General features: G+C 66.2%; 22 protein-coding genes. 15 read left to right on the top strand and 7 right to left on the bottom strand.

Annotation, left to right across the window (positions count from 1 at the left end; genetic code table 11):
- Nucleotides 1–28 precede the first annotated feature (28 nt).
- The 9 genes from GIW81_RS06460 (at nt 29) to GIW81_RS06420 (ending at nt 7,616) form a co-directional block, all read left to right on the top strand.
- Complete coding sequence (locus GIW81_RS06460) at nt 29–1,375, top strand: outer membrane protein assembly factor BamB family protein (protein ID WP_324614912.1); 1,347 nt, start codon at nt 29–31, stop codon at nt 1,373–1,375.
- A gap of 92 nt (nt 1,376–1,467) precedes the next feature.
- Nucleotides 1,468–2,832 (top strand): ribosome biogenesis GTPase Der, encoded by a 1,365-nt coding sequence (der, locus tag GIW81_RS06455; protein WP_154738465.1) that lies wholly within the window; start codon nt 1,468–1,470, stop codon nt 2,830–2,832.
- A gap of 211 nt (nt 2,833–3,043) precedes the next feature.
- Nucleotides 3,044–3,265: a hypothetical protein gene (locus tag GIW81_RS06450; protein ID WP_154738464.1), complete on the top strand. Its 222-nt coding sequence runs from the start codon at nt 3,044–3,046 to the stop codon at nt 3,263–3,265.
- Between the two features lie 251 nt (nt 3,266–3,516).
- On the top strand, nt 3,517–3,993 hold the full coding sequence (locus tag GIW81_RS06445) for a DNA polymerase III subunit chi (RefSeq protein ID WP_154738463.1): 477 nt from the start codon (nt 3,517–3,519) through the stop codon (nt 3,991–3,993).
- 247 nt (nt 3,994–4,240) lie between these two features.
- Nucleotides 4,241–5,116: a 23S rRNA (adenine(2030)-N(6))-methyltransferase RlmJ gene (locus GIW81_RS06440; protein WP_154738462.1), complete on the top strand. Its 876-nt coding sequence runs from the start codon at nt 4,241–4,243 to the stop codon at nt 5,114–5,116.
- Nucleotides 5,117–5,331: 215 nt separating this feature from the next.
- Nucleotides 5,332–5,544 carry a cold-shock protein gene (locus tag GIW81_RS06435; protein ID WP_154738461.1) on the top strand — a complete coding sequence of 71 codons (213 nt, stop codon included), beginning with the start codon at nt 5,332–5,334 and terminating at the stop codon, nt 5,542–5,544.
- A gap of 153 nt (nt 5,545–5,697) precedes the next feature.
- Nucleotides 5,698–5,997 (top strand): hypothetical protein, encoded by a 300-nt coding sequence (locus GIW81_RS06430; RefSeq protein WP_154738460.1) that lies wholly within the window; start codon nt 5,698–5,700, stop codon nt 5,995–5,997.
- A gap of 152 nt (nt 5,998–6,149) precedes the next feature.
- Entirely contained in the window at nt 6,150–6,596 is a 447-nt protein-coding gene (locus tag GIW81_RS06425; protein WP_154738459.1) for a hypothetical protein, read from the top strand.
- 132 nt (nt 6,597–6,728) lie between these two features.
- Nucleotides 6,729–7,616, top strand: coding sequence for a hypothetical protein (locus tag GIW81_RS06420; protein ID WP_154738458.1), 888 nt, complete (start codon nt 6,729–6,731; stop codon nt 7,614–7,616).
- 84 nt (nt 7,617–7,700) lie between these two features.
- On the opposite strand, the gene chpT is transcribed toward GIW81_RS06420, so the two are convergent.
- Nucleotides 7,701–8,342, bottom strand: coding sequence for a histidine phosphotransferase ChpT (gene chpT / locus GIW81_RS06415; RefSeq protein WP_154738457.1), 642 nt, complete (start codon nt 8,340–8,342; stop codon nt 7,701–7,703).
- Nucleotides 8,343–8,595: 253 nt separating this feature from the next.
- Between chpT and cysQ the strand changes: the two genes are divergently transcribed.
- From cysQ to GIW81_RS06400, 3 genes are all read left to right on the top strand, one after another.
- Nucleotides 8,596–9,417, top strand: coding sequence for a 3'(2'),5'-bisphosphate nucleotidase CysQ (gene cysQ, locus GIW81_RS06410; RefSeq protein ID WP_154738456.1), 822 nt, complete (start codon nt 8,596–8,598; stop codon nt 9,415–9,417).
- Nucleotides 9,418–9,545: 128 nt separating this feature from the next.
- Nucleotides 9,546–10,403, top strand: coding sequence for a DUF1134 domain-containing protein (locus GIW81_RS06405; RefSeq protein ID WP_229309092.1), 858 nt, complete (start codon nt 9,546–9,548; stop codon nt 10,401–10,403).
- A 159-nt stretch (nt 10,404–10,562) separates the two neighbouring features.
- Nucleotides 10,563–12,038: a coiled-coil domain-containing protein gene (locus GIW81_RS06400; protein ID WP_154738455.1), complete on the top strand. Its 1,476-nt coding sequence runs from the start codon at nt 10,563–10,565 to the stop codon at nt 12,036–12,038.
- A 6-nt stretch (nt 12,039–12,044) separates the two neighbouring features.
- Here the strand turns inward: GIW81_RS06400 and GIW81_RS06395 are convergent, their stop codons facing one another.
- Nucleotides 12,045–12,473 (bottom strand): bactofilin family protein, encoded by a 429-nt coding sequence (locus GIW81_RS06395; protein WP_195930419.1) that lies wholly within the window; start codon nt 12,471–12,473, stop codon nt 12,045–12,047.
- Nucleotides 12,474–12,771: 298 nt separating this feature from the next.
- The gene (locus GIW81_RS06390) at nt 12,772–13,059 is read right to left on the bottom strand and encodes a hypothetical protein (RefSeq protein WP_154738453.1); all 288 of its coding nucleotides are present in this window, start codon (nt 13,057–13,059) and stop codon (nt 12,772–12,774) included.
- A 278-nt stretch (nt 13,060–13,337) separates the two neighbouring features.
- On the opposite strand from GIW81_RS06390, the gene GIW81_RS06385 reads away from it, so the two are divergent.
- The 3 genes from GIW81_RS06385 (at nt 13,338) to GIW81_RS06375 (ending at nt 20,600) form a co-directional block, all read left to right on the top strand.
- Complete coding sequence (locus GIW81_RS06385; protein ID WP_154738452.1) at nt 13,338–15,281, top strand: hypothetical protein; 1,944 nt, start codon at nt 13,338–13,340, stop codon at nt 15,279–15,281.
- Between the two features lie 62 nt (nt 15,282–15,343).
- Nucleotides 15,344–17,161 (top strand): GMC oxidoreductase, encoded by a 1,818-nt coding sequence (locus GIW81_RS06380; protein ID WP_195930417.1) that lies wholly within the window; start codon nt 15,344–15,346, stop codon nt 17,159–17,161.
- 1 nt (nt 17,162) lies between these two features.
- Complete coding sequence (locus GIW81_RS06375; protein ID WP_154738450.1) at nt 17,163–20,600, top strand: alpha/beta fold hydrolase; 3,438 nt, start codon at nt 17,163–17,165, stop codon at nt 20,598–20,600.
- 21 nt (nt 20,601–20,621) lie between these two features.
- On the opposite strand, the gene GIW81_RS06370 is transcribed toward GIW81_RS06375, so the two are convergent.
- The 4 genes from GIW81_RS06370 to fdhF form a co-directional block, all read right to left on the bottom strand.
- On the bottom strand, nt 20,622–21,086 hold the full coding sequence (locus GIW81_RS06370) for an aminoacyl-tRNA deacylase (protein WP_154738449.1): 465 nt from the start codon (nt 21,084–21,086) through the stop codon (nt 20,622–20,624).
- A gap of 185 nt (nt 21,087–21,271) precedes the next feature.
- Entirely contained in the window at nt 21,272–21,490 is a 219-nt protein-coding gene (locus GIW81_RS06365; RefSeq protein ID WP_154738448.1) for a formate dehydrogenase subunit delta, read from the bottom strand.
- Nucleotides 21,491–21,515: 25 nt separating this feature from the next.
- Entirely contained in the window at nt 21,516–22,352 is an 837-nt protein-coding gene (gene fdhD, locus GIW81_RS06360; RefSeq protein ID WP_154738447.1) for a formate dehydrogenase accessory sulfurtransferase FdhD, read from the bottom strand.
- A 55-nt stretch (nt 22,353–22,407) separates the two neighbouring features.
- Nucleotides 22,408–25,335 carry a formate dehydrogenase subunit alpha gene (gene fdhF / locus GIW81_RS06355; protein WP_229309215.1) on the bottom strand — a complete coding sequence of 976 codons (2,928 nt, stop codon included), beginning with the start codon at nt 25,333–25,335 and terminating at the stop codon, nt 22,408–22,410.
- Nucleotides 25,336–25,339: the final 4 nt, after the last annotated feature.

The raw sequence follows: 25,339 nt of genomic DNA, 5'->3' as shown, positions 1-25,339 counted from the left end.
ATTTATGAGGGGTGGGACGCGGAGCGGTGTGGTTGGTGCAGGGCTCTGCGCCGTCGTGCTGCTTGCCGGCTGCGCCGGCGACGGACCATCGCTCCCTAAGCTCGCTAACCTGAACCCCTTCGCCGAAAAGCAGGTGGCGCTTCCCGGTAAGCGCGTCCCCGTCATGCAGGCGGTCGGGCCGGAGACGGGCGAGCTTGCCGCTGCTTTCACCCCGATCACGCTGCCGGCGCCGCGCGTCAACGAGAACTGGACGCAGCCGGGCGGTGACGCGAACAACGCCCCCGGAAATCTCGCGTTCGGCGGCGCCGCCAACGTCGTGTGGAGCGTCGACATCGGCGAAGGCTCGGGCAGCAGCGGACGTCTGACTGCACGGCCGATCGTGCAAGGCGACCGCGTCTATACGCTCGACGCGGAGGGCAACGTTGCCGCCTTCTCGACTTCAGGCGGCTCGGCCATCTGGCGCGTATCGCTCAAACCGAAGCGCGAAAGCAGCGGGCCTTGGTATTCATTTGGCGGCAGTAGCAGTGGCGGCGGCTACGGCGGCGGTCTGGCGTTCGACAACGGGCGCCTGTACGCGGCGAGCGGCTACGGCAACGTCGTCGCCATCGATCCGCAAAACGGCAAGGCGATCTGGGAGAAGCAGCTCGAGGCGCCGATCCGCTCCTCGCCGACGGCGGCCGGAGACCGGGTTTTCGTCATATCGCTCGATGGTCGCTTCTTCTGTTTCGCCGGCGCCGACGGCGGCGAAATTTGGTCGGCCCGCGGCGTGCCCCAGCAGGCGAGCCTCATAAACAATGCGAGCCCTGCGGTCGACGGCAACATCGTTGTCGTGCCCTATCCGTCGGGCGACCTCGTCGCGCTCAACGTGGCCGACGGCACGACCGCTTGGTCGGAAAATCTCGCGCGCACGCGCACCACGTCGCAAGTTGCATCGATGAGCGACGCGGCGCGTCCCGCGATCGACAGCGGCACCGTATTCGCGGTTGGCCATGCGGGCCGCATGATCGCCACGCAGGCGGCGAGCGGCGAGCGGCTGTGGTCGATCAACGTGCCCGGCACCCAGACTCCCTGGGTGGCGGGCGGCAGTGTGTTCGTGGTCGATACGCAAGGACAGCTCATGGCGCTGTCGCGTAGCGACGGCAAGACGCAATGGGCCACGAAGCTGCCGGGCAACGGTGCGTGGGCGGGGCCGACGCTCGCCGGCGACCATCTCTGGCTCACGTCGACGGGGGGCACCTTGGTCAGCGTCGAAGCGACGACGGGCAAGGTCACCGGGCAGAAAGAGCTGGGCGGGGCCTTCTATATCGCCCCGGTCGTCGCGCAGGGTCGCATGTACGTCCTGAGCGACAGCGCCACGCTCATGGCGCTCAACTAGCTTAACGGATCCGTTGGGGGCGCCGCTCTATCTTCGGAGCGGCGAATGCGCGATAAGCGCCGCTTCCCATCAGCCCCGGTCCGTCGTCCTCCATGTCCTCACCTCCCGTCATCGCTATCATCGGCCGGCCTAACGTCGGCAAGTCGACGCTCTTCAACCGGCTGACCGGCAAGCGCAGCGCGCTCGTCTCCGACATGCCGGGGCTTACGCGCGACCGACGCGAGGAAGAGGCGGACCTTGCCGGCAACCTCGTGACGATCGTCGATACCGCCGGGCTCGAGCAGGCGAAGCGCGGGTCGATCGCCGAGCGCATGCGCCAGCAGAGCGAGGCGGCGCTGGCCGCTGCCGACCTCGTGTTGTTCGTCATCGATGCGCGCGAGGGCATCACGTCCGACGACAAGTCGTTCTCCAAACTGGCGCGCGCATCGGGCCGTCCGATAGTGCTGGTCGCCAACAAGAGCGAAGGCCGAGCCGGCGAAGAAGGCTTCTATGCCGCCTACGAGCTCGGCTTCGGCGAGCCGGTCGCGATCTCTGCCGAGCACGGGGAAGGGCTGAGCGATCTCGTCGGCGAGATGCTCGCCGCGCTGGGTCTCAAATACGTGCGGCCGGGCGAGGACGCGGAAGAGCCGCCGGCTACGGCGCGACCGATCCGCGTGGCGATCGTCGGGCGCCCCAACGCCGGCAAGTCGACGCTCGTCAACGCCATCCTCGGTGAGGAGCGGATGATCACCGGCCCGGAGCCGGGGCTGACGCGCGATTCCGTGCCGAGCGATCTCGAATGGTTGGGGCGCAAGGTGCGCCTGTTCGACACCGCCGGCTTGCGCCGCAAGGCGAAGATCACGGAGGCGGCGGAGAAGCTCAGCGCCTCCGATGCCATTCGTGCCATCCGGTTTGCCGAAGTCGTCGTGCTGCTGATCGACGCCGAGCGCCCCTTCGAGCATCAGGACCTGACGATTGGCGATCTCGTCACCGAGGAGGGACGCGCGCTCGTCATCGCCGTCAACAAGTGGGACCTTGTCGAGGACAAGCAGAAGACGCTCAAGGAGCTACGCGAAACGCTCGGCGAGCGGCTGTCGCAGGTGCCGGGCGTGACGCTGGTGCCGCTGTCGGCGCTGAGCGGCCGTGGCGTCGACAAGTTGGCAAAGGCGGTGCTCGACGCCTACGACAGCTGGAACCGGCGCGTTCCAACTCCCAGTCTCAACCGCTGGCTTGAAGAGGCGCTGGCGCGTCACTCGCCGCCTGCCGTCAGCGGCCGGCGCATCAAACTGCGCTACATCACGCAGCCATCGACGCGACCTCCGACGTTCGTCGCCTTCTGTTCGCGTCCCGAAGACTTGCCGAAATCATACATCCGCTACCTCACCAACAGTCTGCGCGAGGCGTTCGACCTGCCCGGCGTGCCGCTGCGCCTGAACCTGCGCAAGGGTGAAAATCCGTACGCTAAGCATAAGCGCTGATGGCATTTTTTGCGGCGGCGCGGCCCTCCGGTCACTGTTCTTGATTGAGGTGCTGAGCTAGCTTGGATTCGCGGTGCTGCAGTGGGGATGCAGCCCGTGGGCGCAAGCCCGAGGGGAAGCTCAAAGAGAGAAACTGGGATCAATGCACAGGTGCTCACACGGCCGGGCGCGCCCGGTGATACGTGCAGCCGCTGCGGGTGTGGCTGCTCTCATGGCGTTTGCTGCCGGCTCGACGGCGGATGCCTACTCGGCGCGCGTCAACTCTGCATGCGAGCGTGACTACTATCGCTTCTGTGCGAAGTACTCGATCGGCACGCCCGAGCTGCGCAGCTGCATGCTCGCCTCACGCCGCAGCCTGTCGCGTCGCTGCGTGGACGCGCTCGTCGCCGCCGGCGAAGTGCCCAAGCGCTATCTGACCAGCGTGAAGCGCTGACCCGATCTGTCGCTCTGAGATTTATCCAAGCTTTGAGGGAATGCAGCGGACGGGAGGGGTGGCGAACCCGAAGATGCCACCCAGCTCACCGCCCGCACGGACGACAGCCGCACGTCTGGCGCCGTTCCGGACCCCGATAAGTAGGTAACGGACTAGCGTGGCGCAAGGGCAAATCGCCCTTGCGTCGCAGCATGCAAATTGCCAAGCCATGCATGGCGTGCATCGCGCTTTGCGGTGAGTATAATTCCCGCATGACACCCGAGCAGGCGACGCCGACCTCCACCGAAGTTCTGTTCTACCACCTCGAGCAGCAGACGCTCGAGAAGGTGTTGCCGACCCTCGTCGAGAAGACGCTCGAGCGCGGCTGGCGGGCGGTGGTGCAGGCCGGATCGCAGGAACGGCTCGCGGCCATCGACCTGGCGCTGTGGACGTATAGGGAGGACAGCTTCCTGGCCCACGGTGCGGCGAAGGAAGGGTATTCCGCTGACCAGCCCGTCTACCTCACCACGACGGGCGAGACGCCGAACGGGGCTGGCGTCCGCTTTCTCGTCGACGGCGCGGAAGCCGAGAGCTTCACTGGCTTCGTGCGCATCGTCTACCTGTTCGACGGCAACGACACGGATGCGGTGAAGGTCGCGCGCGCGCAGTGGACGGCGGCCAAATCGGCCGGCTGCCCGGTCACCTATTGGCAGCAGAGCGCGGCCGGGAAGTGGGAGCGTAAGGCCTGAGCGTTGCCGCGGACAAAAAAAGCCCCGCGGGGGGAGCGCGGGGCTTCGAGTTCAGGAGGAGACGGGGAGCTAACCCGCAGAGCGCGTCAGGAGCGTTGGGCCTGCCGTGCTCTGATGGGGTAATAGTGCCAGCCGCACGGGGCCCGCGCCGTTCCGCAGGGAACAGGGTCGAAAGAATTTCGGAAAGCTGCCGCATCCACATCCCGGCAGGCTGACAAGCGGTGCCGCAGGTGCCGAAGCGAGCGCCATGAACTACCGTCACGCCTACCACGCCGGAAATTTCGCCGACGTCGTCAAGCACGGCGTGCTCGCGCTGGTGATCGAGCACCTGAAGCTGAAGACGGCGCCGTTCCGCGTCATCGACACCCACGCCGGCATCGGACTGTACGATCTCTCCTCCGAGCCGGCGCAAAAGACCGGCGAATGGCGCGACGGTATCGGCCGGGTCATGGAGGCCGGGCTGGCGCCGCCGGTAGCTGACTTGCTCGCGTCCTACCTAAGCGTGGTTCGTGAGCTGAATGCCGACGGCGCACTGCTGCGCTATCCGGGCAGCCCGCTCATCGCGCGGGCGCTGATGCGCGACGTGGATCGCCTCATCGTCAACGAGCTGCATCCCGAGGACCAGCAGGAGCTCAAGGCTCTGTTCGCGCGCGACCGGCAGGTGAAGGTAATGGAGCTCGACGCGTGGACCGCGGTGAAGGCGCTGCTGCCGCCGCCGGAGCGGCGCGGCGTCGTTCTCATCGATCCGGCGTTCGAGGAAGCGGGCGAGCTCGATCGGCTGGTCGTGGCGCTGAGCGAGGCGGCGAAGCGTTTCGCCGGCGGCACCTACCTGCTCTGGTATCCGATCAAGGAGCTAAGGCCGGTCGCCGCCTTCCGGCGCAACGTCGCCGCCCTCGCTCTGCCGAAAGCTTTGGCGATCGAGCTGATGATCCGTGGCGGCGAGGACGAGACGCGTCTCAACGGAGCGGGGCTCATCGCGGTCAACGCGCCGTTTACGCTGGCGACCAATCTCAACGTCCTGCTGCCCGAGTTGGCGCGCTTGCTAGCGCAAGGAAAGGGCGCCGGTTTTCGCCTCGAGGAGCTTGGAAGCGAGGCCGCCAAGGGGGGATCGTCTGCTCTCTGACGCTTGCCTCGTGAATCTTTTTCCCGGATACTTTGCGCGCTCGGGGAGCGGTCGACCCGGCGGAGACTGCAAGTAGCTTTTGAGAATGTTGCGCGCATGTCGTTTTCCCGCGCTTTTCCCCCCCCGCATTGCGAACAGTTTCCCGAGCTTCCCCCGGTGCGGTCTCGCTTGAGCCGCGCCGTTTTTGTTGACTGCGCACGTAAGGAGATTTCGCGATGCGCCAGAGCGGCACCGTAAAATTTTACAACTCGCAAAAGGGCTACGGTTTCATCAAGCCCGACGATGGCGGCAAGGACGTTTTTGTCCACGTGACGGCCGTCGAGCGCGCCGGCATCGGCAACCTCGACGAGGGGACACGCATCTCCTTTGACACCGAGCCCGACAAGCGCGGCAAGGGTCCGAAAGCGGTCAATCTGCAGTCGTCCTGACGCCCAGCCGGCGCCGTGCGTGCCGACACATGGCGTCACCGGGCGGCAACGATCCCCTAGCTTTTTTTGCTGCACGCGCGTCAGCGATGGGCAACGGCGCGCGTCTGCGGCAATCTTCGGCCATTGTTTTTGCGATGTCCGGGGAGCTTACCGATGATCAAGTTGTCCTGCGCGGCCGCATTGGCCGTCACCGTCGTCTTCGCTGGCTTTGCCGGCACCGCCGAAGCCGCCTGCTTCAAGAAGACCGCCTCAGGTACGGCGGGCTCGATCGACGGCGCCAAGTTCCAGGTGAAGGAGGCGATCCTGCAGTCGTTCGACTGGAGCGTCTGGGCGGCGTTCATGGCGACCGGCTCGACCCCCGGCTACAGGGTCACCTCTAACGGCTACAAGTGCTCGCCGGGCGGCCTCGGCTACAACTGCCGCGGCACCTCGACGATCTGCAAGACGGGCTGAGGTTCGCGGCGCACAACGGTCTTGCGCCGAATCAGCACAATTTTACCGGGCTCGTTAACCATTCTCTCGTAGCTCGCGGCGATGATTGTTGCTCCGGCAGGGCCATGTACGCCCGGCTGGAGCGTCGGCACGCGTGCTGCCCGGCGTGGTCAATGGGTTACAGCGGCGGGCAAAACGCCGACCGCCAGGGAGAATTGCGCGTCGTCGAGGCGTTTTCCGTTATCTTCAGCCCCCATATGGGGTGGTTAGAACCAACAAGGACTTGGATCATGAGCCTTATTCGCGTGTGCACGGGAGGCATCGTCGCCGCCGGCATCCTGATGCTTGCCACCCTGGGCGGGGCTGGCGACTATCTCGTGCCCGGCGCTTACGCTGCTGAAAGCACTCAGAAAAAGAAGCCCCGTCGTGCCTACAGCAATCGCCAGGGCACGGTCGAGCAGGGCTCTTCGCCAGCAGAGATCGCCCGCTACTTCCAGCTCTATGGCGGCTACATCGACCCCTACATCAACAAGCAGTCGCCGGGCGGTCCGTTCGACAGCGGCTTCTTTTTCGATTCGGGCATCGGCCCCAATGGCGGTGATTCACCCTACATGAATTGATCCGTCTAAGTGCCGCGCTCACGCTGCATTTATCCTGCACATGTTTGCAGGCCCGAAGTCTAGGCATGGGCCTGGTGCCCTATTATAAGGCTTTGGAATCGGACTTTTTGTCCGTTCGACGGGGGATTTCCAATGCGCGCTAAGCCATCGCTCGCCTTAACGTCGGTGCTCCTGGCGCTCACCGCGCTGTCGTCGCCGGCCGATGCCGCCTGCAAGAAGTTTGGCTTCACGGTCAACGACTACGGCAAGGAAGGCCCGACCAACGACGCCAAGAACCTGCTCGACAAGCACATCTCCGAGTGGGCGGCGCAGAACGGCGTCAGCGCCTACCAGACGGGCAAGAAGAGCGTCAACTGCGAGCTCTTCCTCGACGTCGTTCTTTTCGACGAGCACACCTGCACCGCCTCGGCGACCGTCTGCTGGGGCGACGGCGTGAAGCCGAACAACAAGACCGGTCAGCAGTCCGCTGCCGCCGAGACGACCCCCACCGAGGAGAGCGGCGATCACCCGCCGGCGCCGATGCGCAAGGCCGAGGCGATGGGCGTCGCTCCGCAGCAGGCCGCTGCTGCACCCGCAGCTGAAGCTGCGACGCCCGCTGCGGCTGCTGCAGACAACACGCCACCGGCCGCGCCCGTAGCGCCGGTCGAGCAGGCCGCGGCACCGGCCGAGACCTCGCCTGCCATCCCGGCTGTCCAGACAACCGCTCCTGCCGCTCCGACGCCGTCACCGACCGGCGCCGCCGTCGAGACAGGCGCGCTACAGGCAGGCGCTGGCATGACCGCGATCAGCAAGCCTGCGGCCGCCGGTTTGCCCGAGAAGGATCGCGCCGCAGCTGCCGCTGCCGCCGCTTCGGCCGCCGCCGCCGCCGAGCGTGCAGCCGTTGCTGCCGAGACCGCTGCCAACGCCGCCAAGGAAGCGGCCGCTGCCGCTGTCGCGGCGAGCGCGGCAAGCAAGGGCACCGCTTCGGTTCCGCCGCTGGATCACGCGTCTACGGGCGGAAAGCCACCTCACAACGAGTAGCGCGCACCTCGCGCTCCAACGCCAAACAAGAACGCCCGCGCTTCAAGCGCGGGCGTTTTGCTTTTGATCGTCGCCGAGCTGCAATCAGGCCGGCTTGGCAGAGAGCAAGATGTCGGCGCCGTCCTGGAGCACCGCGAGCCGCATGCCCGCCGTCGCGGCCAGCCGCCACGTGTAATAGGCCTGAATGGTCATCGCATCGAGCGGCGGGGCGTGCTCCCCGGCGATGAACTCGGCGAGATGCAGGGGCGCGCGAGCGTTGGTGCCGCGACAGCGAACAAGGAAGCTCGGGTTCTCCAGCGTGCCGGCCATCTGCACCTCGATGTCGCCGCCGCGCGGGAGTGCCGTGACCGCGCTCGCCACCATGTTCAAGAGCAGCTTGGCCTTGTCCTTGGGCATGTGCCCCGGCACTGCCTTCCAGATGAGGTTGTGCTTTCCCTTGCCGATGAAGCCGCGGGAGATCTGTTCGGCGGTGCCGAGATCGATCATGGCCCCTGCCGAGCCGGCGGCGCCGAAGGCGAAGCGGCAGAACTGCAGGCGCGCCGAGGCCTGCTCGGTCACGTTGCGGATGACGTCGAGGGCGTAGTTCTTCGCCTCCTGGTCGTCGTCCTCATCGAGGATCTCGAGACCGTTGTAGATGGCGCCCACGGGGCCGATCACGTCGTGACAAATCTTACTTGAGATGAGTGCAGCGAGTTCAAGGTCGGTCGGATTGGCGCGCTGGCCCATCGATGCCCCCTAGTTGATGTCGCAGATCCGAACGCCGGAGCGGCCAACGATCCCGTCGTACTTGGGATGCTCATGCGAGCGAACTAGGGCCGCCTTGCGCAGTGTTCATGCCTTCTGTTACACGCGCCGCAACCAGCATGCAAAGGTTTGCCTCTATACTCTGCATCTCGCGTCTGCGAAGGAGATGCTGCGCGACCCGAGCCGCCGCCGGCCGGCGCACAGCCGGGCAAGCGAATCAGGGTACGAGCGATCAATGAAGCTAGAGGATTACCGCGGCCTGGTCGAGGCGTTGCTTCCCGCCGTTCTAGCCGCCGGTCGCATCGAGATGCGTCACTTCAAATCCGGCGTCGAGGTTTCGACGAAGGCCGACACCACGCCCGTCACCGTTGCCGACCACGAGGCCGAGGAAGTGCTGACGACGGCGCTGCACCGCGCCATGCCGGGTGTTCCGGTGATCGCCGAGGAAGCGGTAGCGGCGGGCCTCATCCCGGCCACCGAGGACGCGTTCTTTCTCGTCGATCCGCTGGATGGTACGCGCGCCTTCATCAAGGGCAGCCCCGAGTTCACGGTCAACATTGGCCTGGTCGTGGCCCAGCGGCCCGTGTTCGGCATTATCTACGCGCCGGCACTCAACGAGCTTTACGCAACCGTGGGCACGAGGGAGTCCGTGGAGGCTGAAATCACACCCGACGACACCGCAGAAACATTGACCTCGGCCAAGCTAACCCGGCTCGCCACCCGGGAGCCCGACCGCGAGGCACTCGTGGCGTTCGCCAGCCGCTCGCACGCTTCGCAGAGCACGGACGAGTTCCTGGAGCGGCTGCCGATCGCGGAGAAGCGCAAGGCGAGCTCTTCCTTGAAGTTCTGCCTCATCGCCCGGGGCGAGGCCGATCTCTATGCGCGGCTCGGACAAACGAGCGAGTGGGATACCGCGGCAGGGCACGCGATCCTCGCGGCGGCGGGCGGATGCGTCACCACGCTCGATGGGCAGCCGCTGCTCTACGGCAAGCGTGACGGGGGGTTCGCCAATCCCCATTTCATTGCCTGGGGGCGCGAGCCGTTGCTATCGACCTAGGCCGCGGCAACTGCCGCAATAAGGCCACAGTGCATTAGCCCGTACGGCCACACTTTCGTAATAGTTTGCGCCGATGGAACCCCCAAGGAGGCACCCCGCATCAGACGCGGGCTCCCGGGCGCAACCGAATGGACAAGACCATGGCGCTGCTTAGTGGCGGACGGCGCTCCGCCCTCTCCCTTGCCCTCGCAACTTCCCTTGCTGTCGTGACCGCGCTGGTCGCGCCGTCGGCGTTCGCGCAGGAGAGTACCTACGGACCCTATTCCGGAGGCCGAACGGGCGACGATGCCTACGTGCCGCCAGCCAACGATTCCTATTCTCCACCCCCCAACGAGGCACCCCCGCCAAGCCAGGCTCCATATCGCCCAGGTGGCGCCTATAATGAGGGCGACAACTACCGCCGCTACGATGGCGACCGCGCCGCGGCGGAGCCGGGCTATGGCGAGCCATATCGTCCGCCGGGCGAGCCCTACGACGAGCGCGGCGGCCCGCCGCCACGGGACGACGGTTATTCGCAGAACGAGATCATTGATGCCGGCGGCCGCTTCTTCGGCTCGGTCAGCAAAGGCCTCGCGAGCGTCGTCGAATACGCCTTCCGCAAATCCGGGCGCCCCAACGGCTACATCCTCGGCACCGATGGAGGCGGAGCCTTTGTCGCCGGCCTGCGTTATGGTGAAGGCACGCTCTATACCAAGGATGCCGGCGCCCATAGGGTTTTCTGGCAGGGTCCGTCCATCGGCTATGACTTCGGCGGCGAGGGCTCGAAAACCATGGTGCTCGTCTACAATCTGCAGGATCCCTCGCAGATTTATGAGCGCTACGCCGGCGTCCAGGGCTCGGCCTATCTCGTCGGCGGTGTCGGAATCCAGTACCAGACGCACGGCAACGTCACGCTCGCCCCAATCCGCTCGGGTATTGGTTTACGGCTAGGTGCTAACGTTGGTTATTTGAAGTATACCCGCTCCCCAACGTGGAATCCATTTTGAGTCGCCGCGCGACTTCGCAGGGAAGCTACGGGTGGAGACGCGCGGAATGAAAGCATTGCGCACGCAACTTGCCAGTCAGATAATCTGCACCCGGAGGCTTGGCCAAGCGGGAGGCGAGGTGTGCGCATTGTCTAGCTGTGCGAAGTTGGGGACGCGGGCGTGATCACGATCGAGATGGTCATGCTGGCGGCGTTGGGCTTCCTCACGGCGGCGCTCTTGGCGCTGTTCATCTCGCCGCTGTATCGCGGCCGCGTCGCGCGCCTCACCACCGACAAGTTGAAGCGGTCGATGCCGCTCACCGAGGCGGAAATCCGCGCCGACAAGGACCGGCTGCGCGCCGAATTCGCCATCCGCATTCACAAGCTTGAGACCAAGGTCGAGGAGGCGGCAGAGGCCTCCGCCCGGCAGATGGTCGAGCTCAATCGCCGCGACGCCACGATCAGCGAACTGGAGGGCGAGCTCGCCGGCCAGCGCACGTCGCTGGAGGAGCACGAGAACGCCCGCCGCGTGCTCGAGCAGACAATCATGGACCGCCTGCCGAAGGTGGAGCACCGGCTCGCCGAGGCGCGCAAGCTGCTCTTCCAGCGCGACCGCGAGATCGTGGCGCTGACGCAGTCCAGCGAGAAGCAAGCGCGCGCCCTCGAGGAAGCGACGCAGATCAACACACAGCAGACCGACGAAGTGCACCGCCTCAAGGCGGCGCTGAACACGCGCGCATCGCGCAACCGCGAAGGCTTCGGCGATCCTCGCTACGACGGCGAGGTGGCGCTGCGCACCGAGATAGAAGCGCTGCGTGCCAAGACGCGCGACCAGACGGCGCTCATCGCCCGTCTGCAATCGCTGGTGGCGCGTGCCGGTCCGGCGGCGGAAGCAGTAGACGCTTCGGCCTCCAACGGCTCGGGTGACTCCATGCGCCCGCCCAAGGTCGTTGGCCGCAAGCTCGCCTTCTCCGAAACGCCACCGCCGCTCACGAGCGCCGACAGTGGAGCGGAAGGCCCCGACGCACAGACGCTCGCCGAGATCCGCCGCTTGAAGTCGGTGAACCAGGACCAGGCGGCCGAGCTCTCTCGTCTCAAGGCGGCGCTCGGCACCTATGAAGCCGCCGACCACGACGATCGTGGCGTCAAGGAAAGCAAAATCGCAATGAAGGCGCGGCTCTCCGCGCTGCAGGCGCTCACCGACGAGCAGAACGGCACGATCCAGGCGCTGCGCGCCGAGTTAGCCGCCGGCAACGAGAAGCTGGCCCGGCAGGCTGCCTACTTCATGGAAGAGATGCGTCGCCTCGGTTCGGGCACGGTGCCGGCCTCCGGCCCGGCGCGGCGCGGGGCCCCGGAGGCCGACGCCAAGCGACCGCTCGCCGAGCGCATCAACGACCCGCGGGTTGCGCGTCTCGTGCGCCGCGGCGGCGAAGGCGAAGCTGCGCCGGAGAATCCCGAGGCGGCTCCGGCTGCCGAGCAGCGTCGAAGCGGCTTCCTCAAGGCGCTCGATGCGGCGGCGCTTCCGGCCGAGACCCGGGTGGAGCACGCGTCTGACGCGACAGATGCAAATGCCGCCGCCGGTCAGCCCGAGATCAAGCGCACGCGCAAGGCACGGCTGCTCGACCGCATCACCGGTCTCGACAAGAACTCCGCCTGATAGAAGCTACGCGTTCGGATCGCGGTGCGCGTTGGCATCGAGCACCGGCTGCCAGTCGCTCTGGTCCTTCGCGCTGCGCACGCGGCCGTCGAACTGGGCGCCCTCGGCGATGACGAGATTTTTCTGAATGATGTCGCCGGTGATGCGCGCCGTAGCGTAGAGCGCCACCGTCTCGCCGCGCAGCTGCCCGTTGACCTCGCCGTGGACGGAGAGATTGCGCGCGCTCACCGTGCCGGTGACCTTGCCGGTCTCGCCGACGGTGACGTCGTCGCCATGGATGTCGCCCGACACCTCTCCGGCGATAACGAGCGCGCTCTGGCAGACGAGCGTTATCCTCTGGCCGACGATCGCGAGGTCGGAGCCGATCACGGAGGCCGGCTTCGACGGCGTCATCATCGGCGACGATGCGGATGCGAAATCGCGGGGCGGAGTCATGGGGCTCGGCGACGCGCCAGGCGGGGTCGGTGGTTTCTGATCATTGTTAGTTCCGCGGCCGAACACGACGCACCTCCTACGCTTGGCCCTAAGTGGCCAATCGCAACGGAGCATGTGGGGATGAGCGAATTATGTCGAGGAATCTTCATACTCGTGTTGTTGCCCGTCAGCCGCTCGCAGCGGCGCGTTTGGGTTTAACGTTAATCCCGACGCGTGCAAAATCTGCCGCCGAATGAGGGTCGCGACCGCGCGCGCAGAGGGCACGCGCAGCCGGGGTCCCGCAGCTTAAGTTACGGGCTCAGGACTTGCAGACGTCGATCCACGACAGGCACGTGTAGCCGTCGCCGTCCTTCTTGCACTTGTAGCGCTCGTTGCGGAACGTATCGGTCTGGATCGGCCAATTGCCGCTGAGCTGGGCGACGATCTCCCAGGCCTGGAATTTGGCCATGTCCTGCGTCCAGGCCCAGCCTTTTCCGCGCTTTGTCACGCACCGGCCGGCCTCGGCGGACGTGACGAACCCAGTGGCCGGGACGAGCAGCCCGCCAGCGGCCAGACACAATGCGATCGCCGCAGCTTTCCCCTTCATGGTCGTTCTCCTACGCACACCACTACGCTCCCGCCTCCAGGCGTAAGTCGGCGTCCAGCAACCGGCAATGCCGCGGCCGCCACACCGGGGCGGCAATCGCCCGACGGATAGTCTTTGTGCAGAGCGAGTGGGGGTAGATGTGCGTTCGAGCGGCAACACTCGCCGCCACGCCGCCGCCGCCATTCTGGACTCCTCTCAGTAGCCACCCTAGACTCGTTCCAAGTAGAGCGGGCCGGGGGGCTCGGCTCGATAAGAACGTATGCGTGGGGGAGTTCGGCATGGCCGACGGGTCGGGGGAGATCGATATCAAGGCGCTTCCCAAGATGGTGCGCTGGTACAGCCCCGCTCATCTTGTCAGCACCGGCTGGCGCTCGATCGTATCCGAGTTGTTTGGCCAGTACGCCGACCAGCGCATCATGCAGGCGACGATCGACGGCTTCGCGCCGGAGATCATGAAGACGGTCGTCGGCCGCTATAACTATTCCGACCTGCGCGCCCTGGGTGATGGCAACACTGTGTGGGTGGACTACATCGCCGACCTCGGCGACGGCTTCGATTCCACTTTCGCCATGGCCTCGCTGGTCAGCCAGCCGCAGATCACGCTCGACGGCGTCGGCTCGTTGCCGGCCGCCAAACTGCTGATCATGGGCGGCGATCAAGTCTACCCGTTCCCGACGCGCACCGAGTACCGCGAACGTTTCGCCATGCCTTACACGACGGCGCTGCCGCCGGCGCCCGACGGCAGCTGGCGACGTCTCCTGTTCGTGCTGCCGGGCAACCACGACTGGTACGACGGGCTCTCGTCCTTCGATCACATGTTCTGCAAGGCGCGCTTCGGACACGCCGCGGAGAACCGCATCGGCGGCTGGCTGTGCCCGCAGCACCGCAGCTACTTCGCGATCCGTCTGCCGCACAACTGGTGGATCTGGGGCGCCGACATTCAGCTCGCCCAGTATCTCGACGCCGGCCAGATCCTCTACTTCGAGGGGGTGGCCGAGGCGATGAAGCAGCATCCGACCGAAGCGCCCAAGCTCATCCTGTGCACTGCAGAACCGAGCTGGAACTACGACAAGGACGAGAAGCTGCAGGGCGAGGACAACCTATCGACCATCACCAAAATCGCCACGGACGCCGGCGCGCGCATCGCAGCCGTCGTTGCCGGCGACCTGCATCACTACAGCCGCTACTTCTCCAAGGAGACCGGTGCCAGCTTCTTCACGGCCGGTGGCGGCGGCGCCTACTTCTCGCCGACGCACTACCTGCAGGACGAGCGCCGGGTGGCGTGGGGCGGCAAGAAGCTGAACCTCAACCTGCGCTGCAAGATCGAGGACGGCAAACCGACCAACGAGCCCTCGTGCTGGCCGACGCGCGCCAAGAGCCGCCGCCTCAGCCTGTCGACGCTCGGCTTCCCGTTCCGCAACTACGGCTTCGCCGTCGCGCTAGGCGTCATCTACTGGGTGATGATCTGGATGTTCGCGACGACGCCGGTGAACGGCACCGCGGTCGGGCTGACGCTGATCCAGGATCCGAATTTCCACTGGTGGCCGGGCATCTTCATGCTGGCGCCCCTGGCGGCGGCAACCAACGTCATCCTCGGCATATGGTGCCTCATCCTATGGGCCGTGCTCTACGGCTACGCTGACGGAGCTTGGGGCAACAAGGCGCGGGTGGTGCTGGGCACGCTCCACTGGATGGCCCACATCGCGATGATGATCGCGCTCTACTACGCAGTCTCCTATTTTTCGTTCTGGCTCGTCGATACGGTGTGGCCGCAAGCCCGCGAGATGTTGCAGAACCTCGAGCTCAAATCCTCGCCCGACGTCCGCGAGCTGCTGCGTACCATCGTCATCTTCCCCGTCACGATGATCTTCCTCGGCGGCATCGGCGCCGGCTTCGTGTGGGGCGCCTATCTCACCATCAGCTGCCTGATGGGGCTGCACTGCGATCAGGCGTTCGCGTCGATGGGCATCCCCGACTTCAAGAACTTCCTGCGCATGAAGGTCGAGCCCAACAAGCTGACCATCTACCCGATCGGTCTGCGGCGTACACCGCGGCGCTGGGCGTGGCGCAAGTCCAAGGACCGTGGCTTCGGCGATGCGACGGGTCCGGCAATCGTTCCGGCACGGCCGTTGCGCCCGGCCCTCATCGAGGGGCCGATCGAGATCCGAGTGGGCGATTTGAAGCGTCGCGAGCCGCAGCAACCGACGGCGGCGGTCGTCTGAGAATGAAAAGAAGGGACGGCCCGTACGTTCGCGTCGCGGGACCTGGGGGAGATGTAAGGCGTATGCAGGCGCGGCTGTCGATGCCCGCATCGAAGCTCAAGGCCCACTACGACGTGATCGTGGTGGGCTCGGGCTATGGCGCCGGAGTCGCCGCCTCGCGTCTCGCCCGTTGCGGCAAGAAGGTCGCGGTGCTGGAGCGGGGCCGCGAATTTCTCCCCGGCGACTTCCCCGAGGGCATGGCGGCGGCCGCCGCCGAGACTCAGATGACCGGTGCGCACGGGCGCGTGGGCTCGTCCACCGCACTGTTCGATATCCGCTCCGGCAAGGACATCAACGTACTGATGGCCTGCGGCCTGGGTGGCACTTCGCTCATCAACGCCAACGTCTGCCTGCTGCCGGATTCGCGCGTGTTCGACGACACCGCGTGGCCGGCCGACGTGCGCCGCGACCGCCTGCTGGCGGAAGGCTTCGTGCGCGCTCGCCACATGCTGCGCCCCGAGGTCTCGCCCAACATGGCTTCCTACGAGAAGGTCAAGGCGCTGCGCATCGCCGCCTCGGCCTTCGAACGGCCGCTGACGCCAATCCCCGTGCACGTCACCTACGAGGACGGCCCCAATGCGGCGGGCGTCGAGCAGGCGGCGTGCACCGAATGCGGCGACTGCTGCGGCGGCTGCAACATCGGCGCCAAGACGACAGTCGCCTGCACCTACATTGCCGACGCCAAGGCATTTGGCGCCGAGGTGTTCACCGGCGTGCGCGTGTTGTCGCTGTCGAAGGACGAGCAGCACGGCTGGCGCGTCTGGGCGATGCCGACCGACGCCGACACGCCACGCGGGCATAAGTTTTTCGTGACCGCAGATATCGTTGTGCTCGGCGCCGGCACGCTCGGCTCGACGGAGATTCTCCTGCGCTCGCAGTCGGAGGGGACCCTGGCCCTCTCCGATTGGCTTGGCAGCCGCTTCACCTCGAACGGCGACGCCATCGCGCTCGCCTACAACAACGACGTGCCGGTGAACGGCATCGGGGTCGGCAATCCGCCGAAGGCCCAGGTGCCTCCCGTCGGCCAGGCGGTCAATGCCCTCATCGATCTGCGCCACACCAAGGACGTGCGCGATGGCCTCGCCATGTGCGAGTGCGCGCTGCCGAGCGCGTTCGCTTCGGCGCTGCCGGCGCTGCTTGCGCCGGGCGCCGCCGTGTTCGGTGAGCAGGAGGAGCGCAGTCTCGGCGACAAGCTCGACGAGATGGAGCGCACGACCGACAGCCTCATCAAGGGCGCCTACCAGGGCGCCGTGCACAACACGCAGACATTTCTGGCGATCGGCCACGATGCCGGCAACGGGCTGATGCGCCTCGACGACAATGATCGCTTGGAGCTGGTGTGGATGAACGGCCCGCAGCAGCGCGTCTTCCAGCGCATCGAGGAGATGCTCAAGACGGCGAGCCACGCGACCGGTGGCACCTACATGCGCAATCCCGTGTCGGAGCAGGTGCTGGGCGGCAACCTGATGACCGTGCATCCGCTCGGTGGCTGCACCATGGGCGAGTCGCGCGCCAACGGCGTCGTCAACCATAAGGGGCAGCTTTTCGATGCAAGTCGGGGTGCCGCGCCCGATGCCGTGCACGAGGGTCTGTATGTGTGCGACGGTGCAGTGATCCCGTGTCCGTTAGGCATCCACCCACTCTTGACCATCACCGCGCTCGCCGAGCGTGCCATGATCCTGCTCGCGCGCGATCGGGGTTGGCACATGCGCGAGGACGCAGCGCCGGTGCAGGCGGTAAGTGCCGCGCCCGCGCAGCAGCCTGAAAAGGCCAGGGAGCGGAACCTCGCCTGGTTCGCGCGCTGGCGCCGGCGCACCCCCGCGCCGGTGGAGGGAGAGTGACATGCGCCGCTTGTCGAAGTCGGTCGCCGATCTGAAGCTGCGCTACGACGTCGTCGTGGTCGGCTCCGGCTATGGCGGCGGCGTCGCCGCCTCGCGCATGTCGCGCGCCGGCAAGAGAGTGGCCGTTCTCGAGCGCGGGCAGGAGTTCGCCATCGGCGACTTCCCCGACCGCATGATCGAGGCGCAGGAGCAGTTCCAGGTGTCGCGCGACGGCACCCGCGTCTCCGGGCCCCCCACCGGGCTTTACGATCTGCGCCTCGGCAAGGACATCCATGCCTTCATCGGCTGTGGTCTCGGCGGCGGCTCGCTGATCAACGCCAACGTCTCGCTGCCGCCCGATCCGCGCGTGTGGGAGGATCCCGTCTGGCCCCCGGAGATCGCTCAGGACCAGATGCGTCAGGAAGGTTTTACGCGCGCCATGGAGGTGCTGCGCCCGGTGCCCTATCAGGGCCCGGCGCTCGATAAGCTCAACGCGCTGGGCGTCAGCGGCAACGCCCTGCGCACGGACGTGGTGCGGCCGCCGATCAATGTCACCTTCGAGAAGCAGGTGAACTACGCGGGTGTCGAGCAGCCCGCCTGCACGATGTGCGGCGACTGCTGCTCCGGCTGCAACGTCGGCTCCAAGAACACTGTGCAGGTGACGTACCTCGCCGACGCCTTCCACCACGGCGCCGACATCTTCACCGAGATGCGCGTGACGCACGTGCGGCAGGAGCGCGGCCGCTGGCGCGTGTTCTTCGAGCCGCTGGGCCACGAGCGCGAGAAATTCGCCGCGGCCGACCAGTCGGTCACTGCCGACGTGGTCGTGCTCGCCGCCGGGACGTTCGGCTCGACCGAGATCCTGCTGCGCTCGCGCGCCGAGGGCGTGCCGGTTTCCGACATGGTGGGCGAGCGGTTCACCGGCAACGGCGACGTGCTCGCCTTCGCCTTCAACAACGACGTCCCGGTCAACGGCATCGGCGTGGGCGAACCGCCCGTGGCCGACACCGGCCCCGTCGGGCCGTGCATCACGGGCCTCATCGATCTGCGCGGCACCGACAAGCTCGAAGACGGCATGGTGATCGAGGAGGGCTCGATCCCCTCGTCGCTGGCGCCGATCCTGCCGGCATTGTTCACCGTCGGCGCCGACAAGTTCGGCGACGATACAGACCGCGGTGTCATCGACCTCATCGCCGAGCGGGCACGTCGCCGGCAGAGCCTGCTGTTCGGCGCCTACCAGGGCGCACTCAACCGCACGCAGACCTATCTTGTCATGAGCCACGACGACGGCAACGGCCGCATCGAGCTCGACGAGAAGGGCAAGGTCAGGGTCGTCTGGCCGAAGGTGGCCAAGCAGTCGATCTTCGAGAAGGTCGATCGCAACCTGCGCAAGGCGACGCAGGCGACGGGCGGCAACTACACGCGCAACCCACTCACAGAGACGATCCTCGGCAACAACCTCATCACCGTGCACCCGCTCGGCGGCTGCGTGATGGGCCGCGATGCCAAGAGCGGCGTTGTCAATCACAAGTGCCAGGTGTTCGACGCGCGTCCCGACGCGGCCGAGGGTTCTGTCCTCAGCGGACTCTACGTGTGCGACGGCTCGGTCGTTCCGCGGCCGCTGGGCGTCAACCCGCTCCTGACGATCAGCGCCCTCGCCGAGCGGGCGATGATCCACCTTGCCGCCGATCGCGGCTGGCAGTTCTCCGAGGAGCAACGCTTCGACTCGCCGATGCTGATCGCCTCGCCGCACGGGAGAGAGACCATTCGACCGGCCGGCGTCGAGTTCACCGAGCGCATGGCGGGCTTCATCTCGCCGTCGATCACGCTGCCCTATGAGACGGCGGCGCGGCGCGGCAAGGAGGAAGGGCACGCCTGCAGCTTTACCGTGACGGTGATCGTCGACGACGTCGACCAGTTCGTCTCCAACGCCCAACACGCAGGACGCATCGTCGGAACCGTGGAGTGCCCGGCGCTGTCGCCCGATCCGCTCGACATCTTCGATGGCCAGTTCAATCTGATGCGCGTCGACGAGCACACGGTGGAGACCAAGCGCTTCGACTACCGCTTCTCGCTCGGCGCGCGCGACGGCTCGGAATACTATTTCAACGGCCATAAGGTCGTGCGTTCCGACGCGACGCTCGACCTGTGGCGTGATACGACGCGTCTCAACGTCGACATCGGCAAGGGCGCTCAGGGACAGCTCGGCCATATCGCGCGCGGCCTCCTGGAGATCGCACCGTCCGATTTCTACGTGCAGATGCAGACCCTGCGCGGCACCGGAGGGCGCGATGCCGCCGATCGCATTCGCGCCGTCGGCAAATTCGGCACCTTCTTCAGCCGCGAGCTGTTCGACACCTACGGCGGCGTGCTGGCCAGAAGCGGGCGCTATGACGTCTACAACCCGCGCAAGAAGCGCTCGCTGCGCGTACCGGAGCCCGAGGTTCACCTCGTGCGCACCAACGACAGCAAGATCCTCAAGCTGACGCGCTACCGCGGCGGCAACAAGGGACCGCTCATCTTAACGCACGGGCTAGGGGTATCGAGCCTGATCTTCGCGATCGATACCATCGACACCAACATGCTCGAGTACATGGTTGCGGAGGGCTACGACTGCTGGCTGCTCGACTATCGCGCCAGCGTCGACCTTCCGTACGCGCGCGAGCTGTGGAACGCCGACGACGTCGCCGTGCAGGACTATCCGGCGGCGTTCGCCAAAGTACGCGCCGTCACGCGCTCGTCGACCGTGCAGGTGATCGCGCATTGCTTTGGCGCCACCACATTCACCATGTCGCTGCTCGCCGGACTCGAGGGCGTGCGCTCGGCGGTCATCTCGCAGATCTCGACCGACTACGTGGTGCCGTCCTTTCCGCAGCGCATGCTCGCGTTTATGCGCGCTCCGCAGCTGTTCGAGATGCTGGGCATCGACGTGGTCAACGCGCGCGCCACCAACGCCGACCCGTGGCGCGAGTGGATTCTCGACAAGGCACTGCAGGCCATCGTGCCGGTGCCGCGCTCCGAGCGCACGCAGGAGGCCACGAGCAACCGGATCACCGCACTCTACGGACGGCTCTACAACCTCGAGCAGCTCAACAACGCGACGATCACGTCGGGCCTGGCGGAGATGTTTGGCGAGGCCAACATCGAGGCCTTCACGCAGCTGGCGCTGTTCGCGCGCCGTAAGCGGCTGCTCGATGCGGACGGCAAGGATGTCTACCTGCCGCACCTCGACCGGATGGCGCTGCCGATCCTGTTCGTGCACGGCGCCGATAACGCGTGCTTCAAGCCGGAAAGCACGGCGCGCACGCTGGAGCGCCTCGCCCAGGTCAACGGCCGGCAGCTCTACGAGCGGCATGTGATCCCGGGCTACGGTCACATCGACTGCATCTTCGGCAAGAACGCGGCGCGCGACATCTACCCGCTCGTTGCCGCGCATCTCGAAAAGACGGCGAGCATCTAGCGGCTGTCAGCCTATCACCGCCTACGCGGCGATGCGCGCCCGGCGCACATCCTGCATGATCGTGCGGAACGCCTCACCCGACATGTGCACCAGGCTGCGGTGGTCGCCGCCTTCCAGGTAGATGTCGGGCTGCGTGTCGAAGCTCTCGTCGACGAAGGCGTCGACGGCGTAGGCCTCGGGCACGGGGGGCACGGCGCCCAGATCGCAATCCGGGAAGAGCTCGCTGATCTCCTCCTCGGTGGCGAGGTTCACGCGGCAGTGCAGCGCACGTTCGATGACGTCGAGGCGCACGCGCGCCGTCGCCGGCACGACGGCGATGACGAAGCCGCCCTCGCGCGTGAGCACCACCCCCTTGGCGATGCGCTCTCCCGGTACGTGCGTGGCGCGCGCGGTGTCGAACGCGCAGTGCGTGCGCTTGTGGAGCATGACGTCGTACGGGACGTGATGATCGTCGAGGTATTCTTGCAGCGTCAGTGCGATGCCCATGGCTGTCTCTCCTGCCACATTCGCGGGCTGCGCCTTAGCCGCGGCAAGCGATGCCGGCAGCACGCGGTTAGGTGAAGGATATTCCCGCACATAGGCGCCCGCAAGCGGGCTCACCGGGAGCGGTAGCCTTGGCTAATCAAGGCTTTCGCGCTGCGGTCGACTTTGCTGCTTTGCAGTGTGACGGCTCAGGACTTCGCCTTCGCCTTGGGGGCGATGGCCGCAGTCACCAGCGGCGAGAGGTCCTCGGCGCCGCCAGCGATGTATTCGTCGAGCTGCTGGCGCATGCGCGGAGTCCAGGCATTCCTGATGTGGCCGGCAATGCCGGTCAACGCTTCGGCGCGCGGATAGGCTTCGAAATAGGCCGCGATCTGGTTGGCCATGCGGATCATGTCGCGGTTTTCCATGCGGTCAGTGCTTTCCGGCTTTGTTTCAGGAATTGAGGACGACCACGCCGTCGCCAGCGAGCGAGGCGACGAACAGGCGCGCCTTGCGGGCGATATCGAGCGCCAGCGCCGTCGGCGCCGAGACAGTGACGAGGGCGCCGATGCCGAAAGTGACCGACTTCTGCACCAGCTCGAAGCTGCAGCGGCTGGTCATGACGACGAAACCGGTGGCGAGGTCGGTACCGGTATCCGCAAGCACGCCGATCAGCTTGTCGAGCGCGTTGTGGCGGCCGACGTCCTCGCGCACGTGCACGATCTCGCCGCCGAGCGTCGCCCAGGCAGCGCCGTGCACGGTGCGATTGAAGCGGTTCATGATTTGCCGTTTCGGCAGCTCGCGCGCTGCCTTGAGCATCGCCTCGGGCGCGGGGCGGACCGTGTGCGCCACTGGCTCGGTCACGCGGACGACGTCGTCGATCCTTTCGACGCCGCACAGACCGCAGCCCGAACGGCCCTCAATGGTGCGGCGCGGCATGCGCGCTTCGGCGAGCGCCTCCTCGTCGACGGCGACGTCGATTGCCCAGCCGTTCTCCACCGGCATGGCGATGATGCCGAGAATGTCGCTGCGGTTTTGGAGGACCCCCTCGGCGAGCACGAAGCCCCGACCGAAATCGGTGAGGTTGGCCGGTGTCGCCATCATGACCGTGTAGGGCTCGCTGTTGATGAGCAGCGCGACGGGAACTTCCTCGGGGAGCTGCCAGGTGACGGGCGTCTCCTTGCCGGCCGAGTCGATGCTGACGCCATCGGCCGGAACGGAGCAAAGCGCGGGACTTGCATCCCGCGCTTCGGCTAGCTCCGTCTCGGCGATCTTGGCAGTGGCGCTCATCGGTAGATCATGGCGCGCGATACCTCACACACGCGTGACGCTCGCGCGCCCGCCGTTACTCCGCAGCAATAAGCGGCTTGTCCTTCTCGATGCGCTTGTTCTCGCGCTCGCGCTCCTCCCACTCGTCCTGCCACTCGGACGGACGGTTGGAAGGTGTTACCTGCACCGCCGTCACCTTGTACTCGGGGCAGTTGGTCGCCCAGTCCGAGTTCTCGGTGGTGATCACGTTGGCGCCGCTGATCGGGAAGTGGAACGTGGTGTGGACGACGCCAGGCGGCACGCGGTCGGTGATCTTGACGCGCAGCGTCGTACCGCCGGCGCGGCTCGTGACCGAGGTCAGCGAGCCGTCCTTGATGCCCCGCACCTCGGCGTCGCTCGCATGCATCTCGAGGATGTCCTCGTCGTGGAACACGACGTTCTCCGTCCGCCTGGTCTGGGCGCCGACATTGTACTGGCTGAGGATGCGGCCGGTGGTGAGGATGAGCGGGAAGCGCGAGTTGGAGCGCTCTGGTGTCGGTACGAACTCGGTGAGCATGAACCGGCCCTTGCCGCGCGTGAATTCGTCGATGTGCATGACCGGGGTACCTTCCGGCGCGTCGTCGTTGCACGGCCACTGGACGCTGCCGCGCTCGTCGAGCATCTTGAAGGAGATGTTCTTGAACGTCGGCGTCATGTGGGCGATCTCGTCCATGATCGCCGCCGCCGACGTGTACATCATCGGATAGCCCATTGCGGTGGCGAGGCGGCAGACAATCTCCCACTCGGCCATACCCTGCTTCTCGCGCATCACCGGCCGCACGCGGTTCACGCGGCGCTCAGCATTGGTGAAGGTGCCATCCTTCTCCAGGAACGATGTGCCCGGGAAGAAGACGTGCGCAAAGGCGGCCGTCTCGTTGAGGAACAGGTCCTGCACGATCAGGCACTCGAGCGACTCGAGCGCGTGCTCGACGTGGCTGGTGTTGGGATCCGACTGGGCGATGTCCTCGCCCTGCACGAACAGGCCCTTGAAGGTGCCGGCCGAAGCCTCGTCGAACATGTTCGGGATGCGCAGGCCCGGCTCGGGGTCGAGCTTGACCTTCCATTCCTTCTCGAACAGGCGGCGCGTCGCCTCGTCGGAGACGTGACGGTAGCCGGGGTACTCGTGCGGGAACGAACCCATGTCGCACGAGCCCTGCACGTTGTTCTGACCGCGCAGCGGGTTCACGCCCACGCCCTCGCGACCGATGTTGCCGGTCGCCATGGCGAGGTTGGCGATGGCCATGACCGTGGTGGAGCCCTGGCTGTGCTCGGTGACACCGAGGCCGTAGTAGATGGCGGCGTTGCCGCCGGTAGCAAAGAGGCGGGCGGCGCCGCGAATCTCTTCGGCCGGCACGCCGGTTACAGCTTCGAGCGCCTCGGGCGAGTGCTTCGGATTGGCGATGAACTTCTCCCAGCGGGCGAAGGCGTCCTTGTCGCAACGGGCAGCGACGAAGCTGCGGTCGACAAGGTGCTCGGTGACGACGACGTGGCTCATGGCGTTGAGCACGGCGACGTTGGTCGAGGGCTGCAGCTGCAGATGGTAGTCCGAGCTGACGTGTGGGCTCTTCACGATGTCGATGCGGCGCGGATCGACGACGATCAGCTTCGCCCCTTCACGCAGGCGCTTCTTCATGCGCGACGCGAACACCGGGTGGGCGTCGGTCGGGTTGGCGCCGATGACCATGATGACGTCGGAAAGATCGACGCTCTTGAAGTCCTGCGTGCCGGCCGACTCGCCGAACGTCTGCTTCAGCCCGTAGCCGGTGGGCGAGTGGCAAACGCGGGCGCAAGTGTCGACGTTGTTGTTGCCGAAGGCGGCGCGGATCATGCGCTGCACGACGTAGACTTCCTCGTTGGTAGTGCGCGAGGAGGTAATGCCGCCGATCGAACCCTTGCCGTACTTCGCCTGCACCGCCTTGAACCTATCGGCGGCGTACTGGATCGCCTCGTCCCACGAAACTTCACGCCACGGATCGGTGATCTTCTCGCGAATCATCGGATTCATAACGCGGTCTTTGTGCGTGGCGTAACCGAAGGCGAAGCGGCCCTTGACGCACGAGTGGCCCTCGTTCGCGCCGCCATCCTTGTAGGGCATCATGCGGACCACGCGCTCACCCTGCATCTCGGCCTTGAACGAGCAGCCGACGCCGCAGTAGGCGCAAGTGGTGACGACGCTGTGCTCGGGCTGGCCGTGCTCGACGACCGACTTCTCGATCAGCGTCGCGGTGGGACAGGCCTGCACGCAGGCGCCGCACGACACGCACTCGGACTGCAGGAAGTCGTCGTCCTGACCGGCGGAGACGTGCGAGGCGAACCCGCGGCCGTCGATGGTCAGAGCAAACGTGCCCTGCACTTCCTCGCAAGCGCGGACGCAGCGCGAGCAGACGATGCACTTCGACGGCTCGAACTGGAAGTAGGGGTTCGACGTGTCTTTCGCCTGCCACAGCGGGTTGGCTTCGCCATTCGTGCGGGCGAACACATGGTTCTCGCCGTCGTAGCCGTAGCGCACCTCGCGCAGGCCGACCGCGCCGGCCATGTCCTGCAGCTCGCAGTCGCCGTTGGCGGCACAGGTGAGGCAGTCCAGCGGGTGGTCCGAAATGTAGAGCTCCATCACGCCCTTGCGGATGCGGGCGAGACGATCGTTCTGCGTCGTCACCTTGATGCCGGGAGCGACCGGTGTGGTGCACGAGGCGGGCGTGCCGCGGCGCCCTTCGATCTCGACGAGACACAGGCGACACGAGCCAAACGCGTCGAGGCTGTCGGTGGCGCACAGCTTCGGCACCATGATGCCGAGGTCGGCCGCGGCACGCATGATCGACGTGCCTTCGGCCACCGTCACCTCGCGGCCGTCGATCTCCAGCGTCACCGTCTTGTTATTGACGGCGTGCACCGATTTCGTGCCGAAATCCTTCTCCTTGATGAGCGTAAGTGGCTGGGTCTCGCTCGTCATGGCGTTGCCTCGCATCTTG

Origin of the sequence: Hyphomicrobium album (genome assembly GCF_009708035.1) — a bacterium.
Classification (GTDB): domain Bacteria; phylum Pseudomonadota; class Alphaproteobacteria; order Rhizobiales; family Hyphomicrobiaceae; genus Hyphomicrobium_A; species Hyphomicrobium_A album.
This window is presented reverse-complemented; position numbering and strand designations above follow the sequence as displayed.

What these genes read in the sequence shown, in the direction of transcription:
- der (WP_154738465.1), top strand. Translation starts at nt 1,468, where the DNA reads ATGTCCTCACCTCCCGTCATCGCTATCATCGGCCGGCCTAACGTCGGC.
- GIW81_RS06450 (WP_154738464.1), top strand. Translation starts at nt 3,044, where the DNA reads ATGGCGTTTGCTGCCGGCTCGACGGCGGATGCCTACTCGGCGCGCGTC.
- GIW81_RS06445 (WP_154738463.1), top strand. Translation starts at nt 3,517, where the DNA reads ATGACACCCGAGCAGGCGACGCCGACCTCCACCGAAGTTCTGTTCTAC.
- GIW81_RS06440 (WP_154738462.1), top strand. Translation starts at nt 4,241, where the DNA reads ATGAACTACCGTCACGCCTACCACGCCGGAAATTTCGCCGACGTCGTC.
- GIW81_RS06435 (WP_154738461.1), top strand. Translation starts at nt 5,332, where the DNA reads ATGCGCCAGAGCGGCACCGTAAAATTTTACAACTCGCAAAAGGGCTAC.
- GIW81_RS06430 (WP_154738460.1), top strand. Translation starts at nt 5,698, where the DNA reads ATGATCAAGTTGTCCTGCGCGGCCGCATTGGCCGTCACCGTCGTCTTC.
- GIW81_RS06425 (WP_154738459.1), top strand. Translation starts at nt 6,150, where the DNA reads ATGGGTTACAGCGGCGGGCAAAACGCCGACCGCCAGGGAGAATTGCGC.
- GIW81_RS06420 (WP_154738458.1), top strand. Translation starts at nt 6,729, where the DNA reads ATGCGCGCTAAGCCATCGCTCGCCTTAACGTCGGTGCTCCTGGCGCTC.
- chpT (WP_154738457.1), bottom strand. Translation starts at nt 8,342, where the DNA reads ATGGGCCAGCGCGCCAATCCGACCGACCTTGAACTCGCTGCACTCATC.
- cysQ (WP_154738456.1), top strand. Translation starts at nt 8,596, where the DNA reads ATGAAGCTAGAGGATTACCGCGGCCTGGTCGAGGCGTTGCTTCCCGCC.
- GIW81_RS06405 (WP_229309092.1), top strand. Translation starts at nt 9,546, where the DNA reads ATGGACAAGACCATGGCGCTGCTTAGTGGCGGACGGCGCTCCGCCCTC.
- GIW81_RS06395 (WP_195930419.1), bottom strand. Translation starts at nt 12,473, where the DNA reads ATGACTCCGCCCCGCGATTTCGCATCCGCATCGTCGCCGATGATGACG.
- GIW81_RS06390 (WP_154738453.1), bottom strand. Translation starts at nt 13,059, where the DNA reads ATGAAGGGGAAAGCTGCGGCGATCGCATTGTGTCTGGCCGCTGGCGGG.
- GIW81_RS06385 (WP_154738452.1), top strand. Translation starts at nt 13,338, where the DNA reads ATGGCCGACGGGTCGGGGGAGATCGATATCAAGGCGCTTCCCAAGATG.
- GIW81_RS06380 (WP_195930417.1), top strand. Translation starts at nt 15,344, where the DNA reads ATGCAGGCGCGGCTGTCGATGCCCGCATCGAAGCTCAAGGCCCACTAC.
- GIW81_RS06375 (WP_154738450.1), top strand. Translation starts at nt 17,163, where the DNA reads ATGCGCCGCTTGTCGAAGTCGGTCGCCGATCTGAAGCTGCGCTACGAC.
- GIW81_RS06370 (WP_154738449.1), bottom strand. Translation starts at nt 21,086, where the DNA reads ATGGGCATCGCACTGACGCTGCAAGAATACCTCGACGATCATCACGTC.
- GIW81_RS06365 (WP_154738448.1), bottom strand. Translation starts at nt 21,490, where the DNA reads ATGGAAAACCGCGACATGATCCGCATGGCCAACCAGATCGCGGCCTAT.
- fdhD (WP_154738447.1), bottom strand. Translation starts at nt 22,352, where the DNA reads ATGAGCGCCACTGCCAAGATCGCCGAGACGGAGCTAGCCGAAGCGCGG.
- fdhF (WP_229309215.1), bottom strand. Translation starts at nt 25,335, where the DNA reads ATGCGAGGCAACGCCATGACGAGCGAGACCCAGCCACTTACGCTCATC.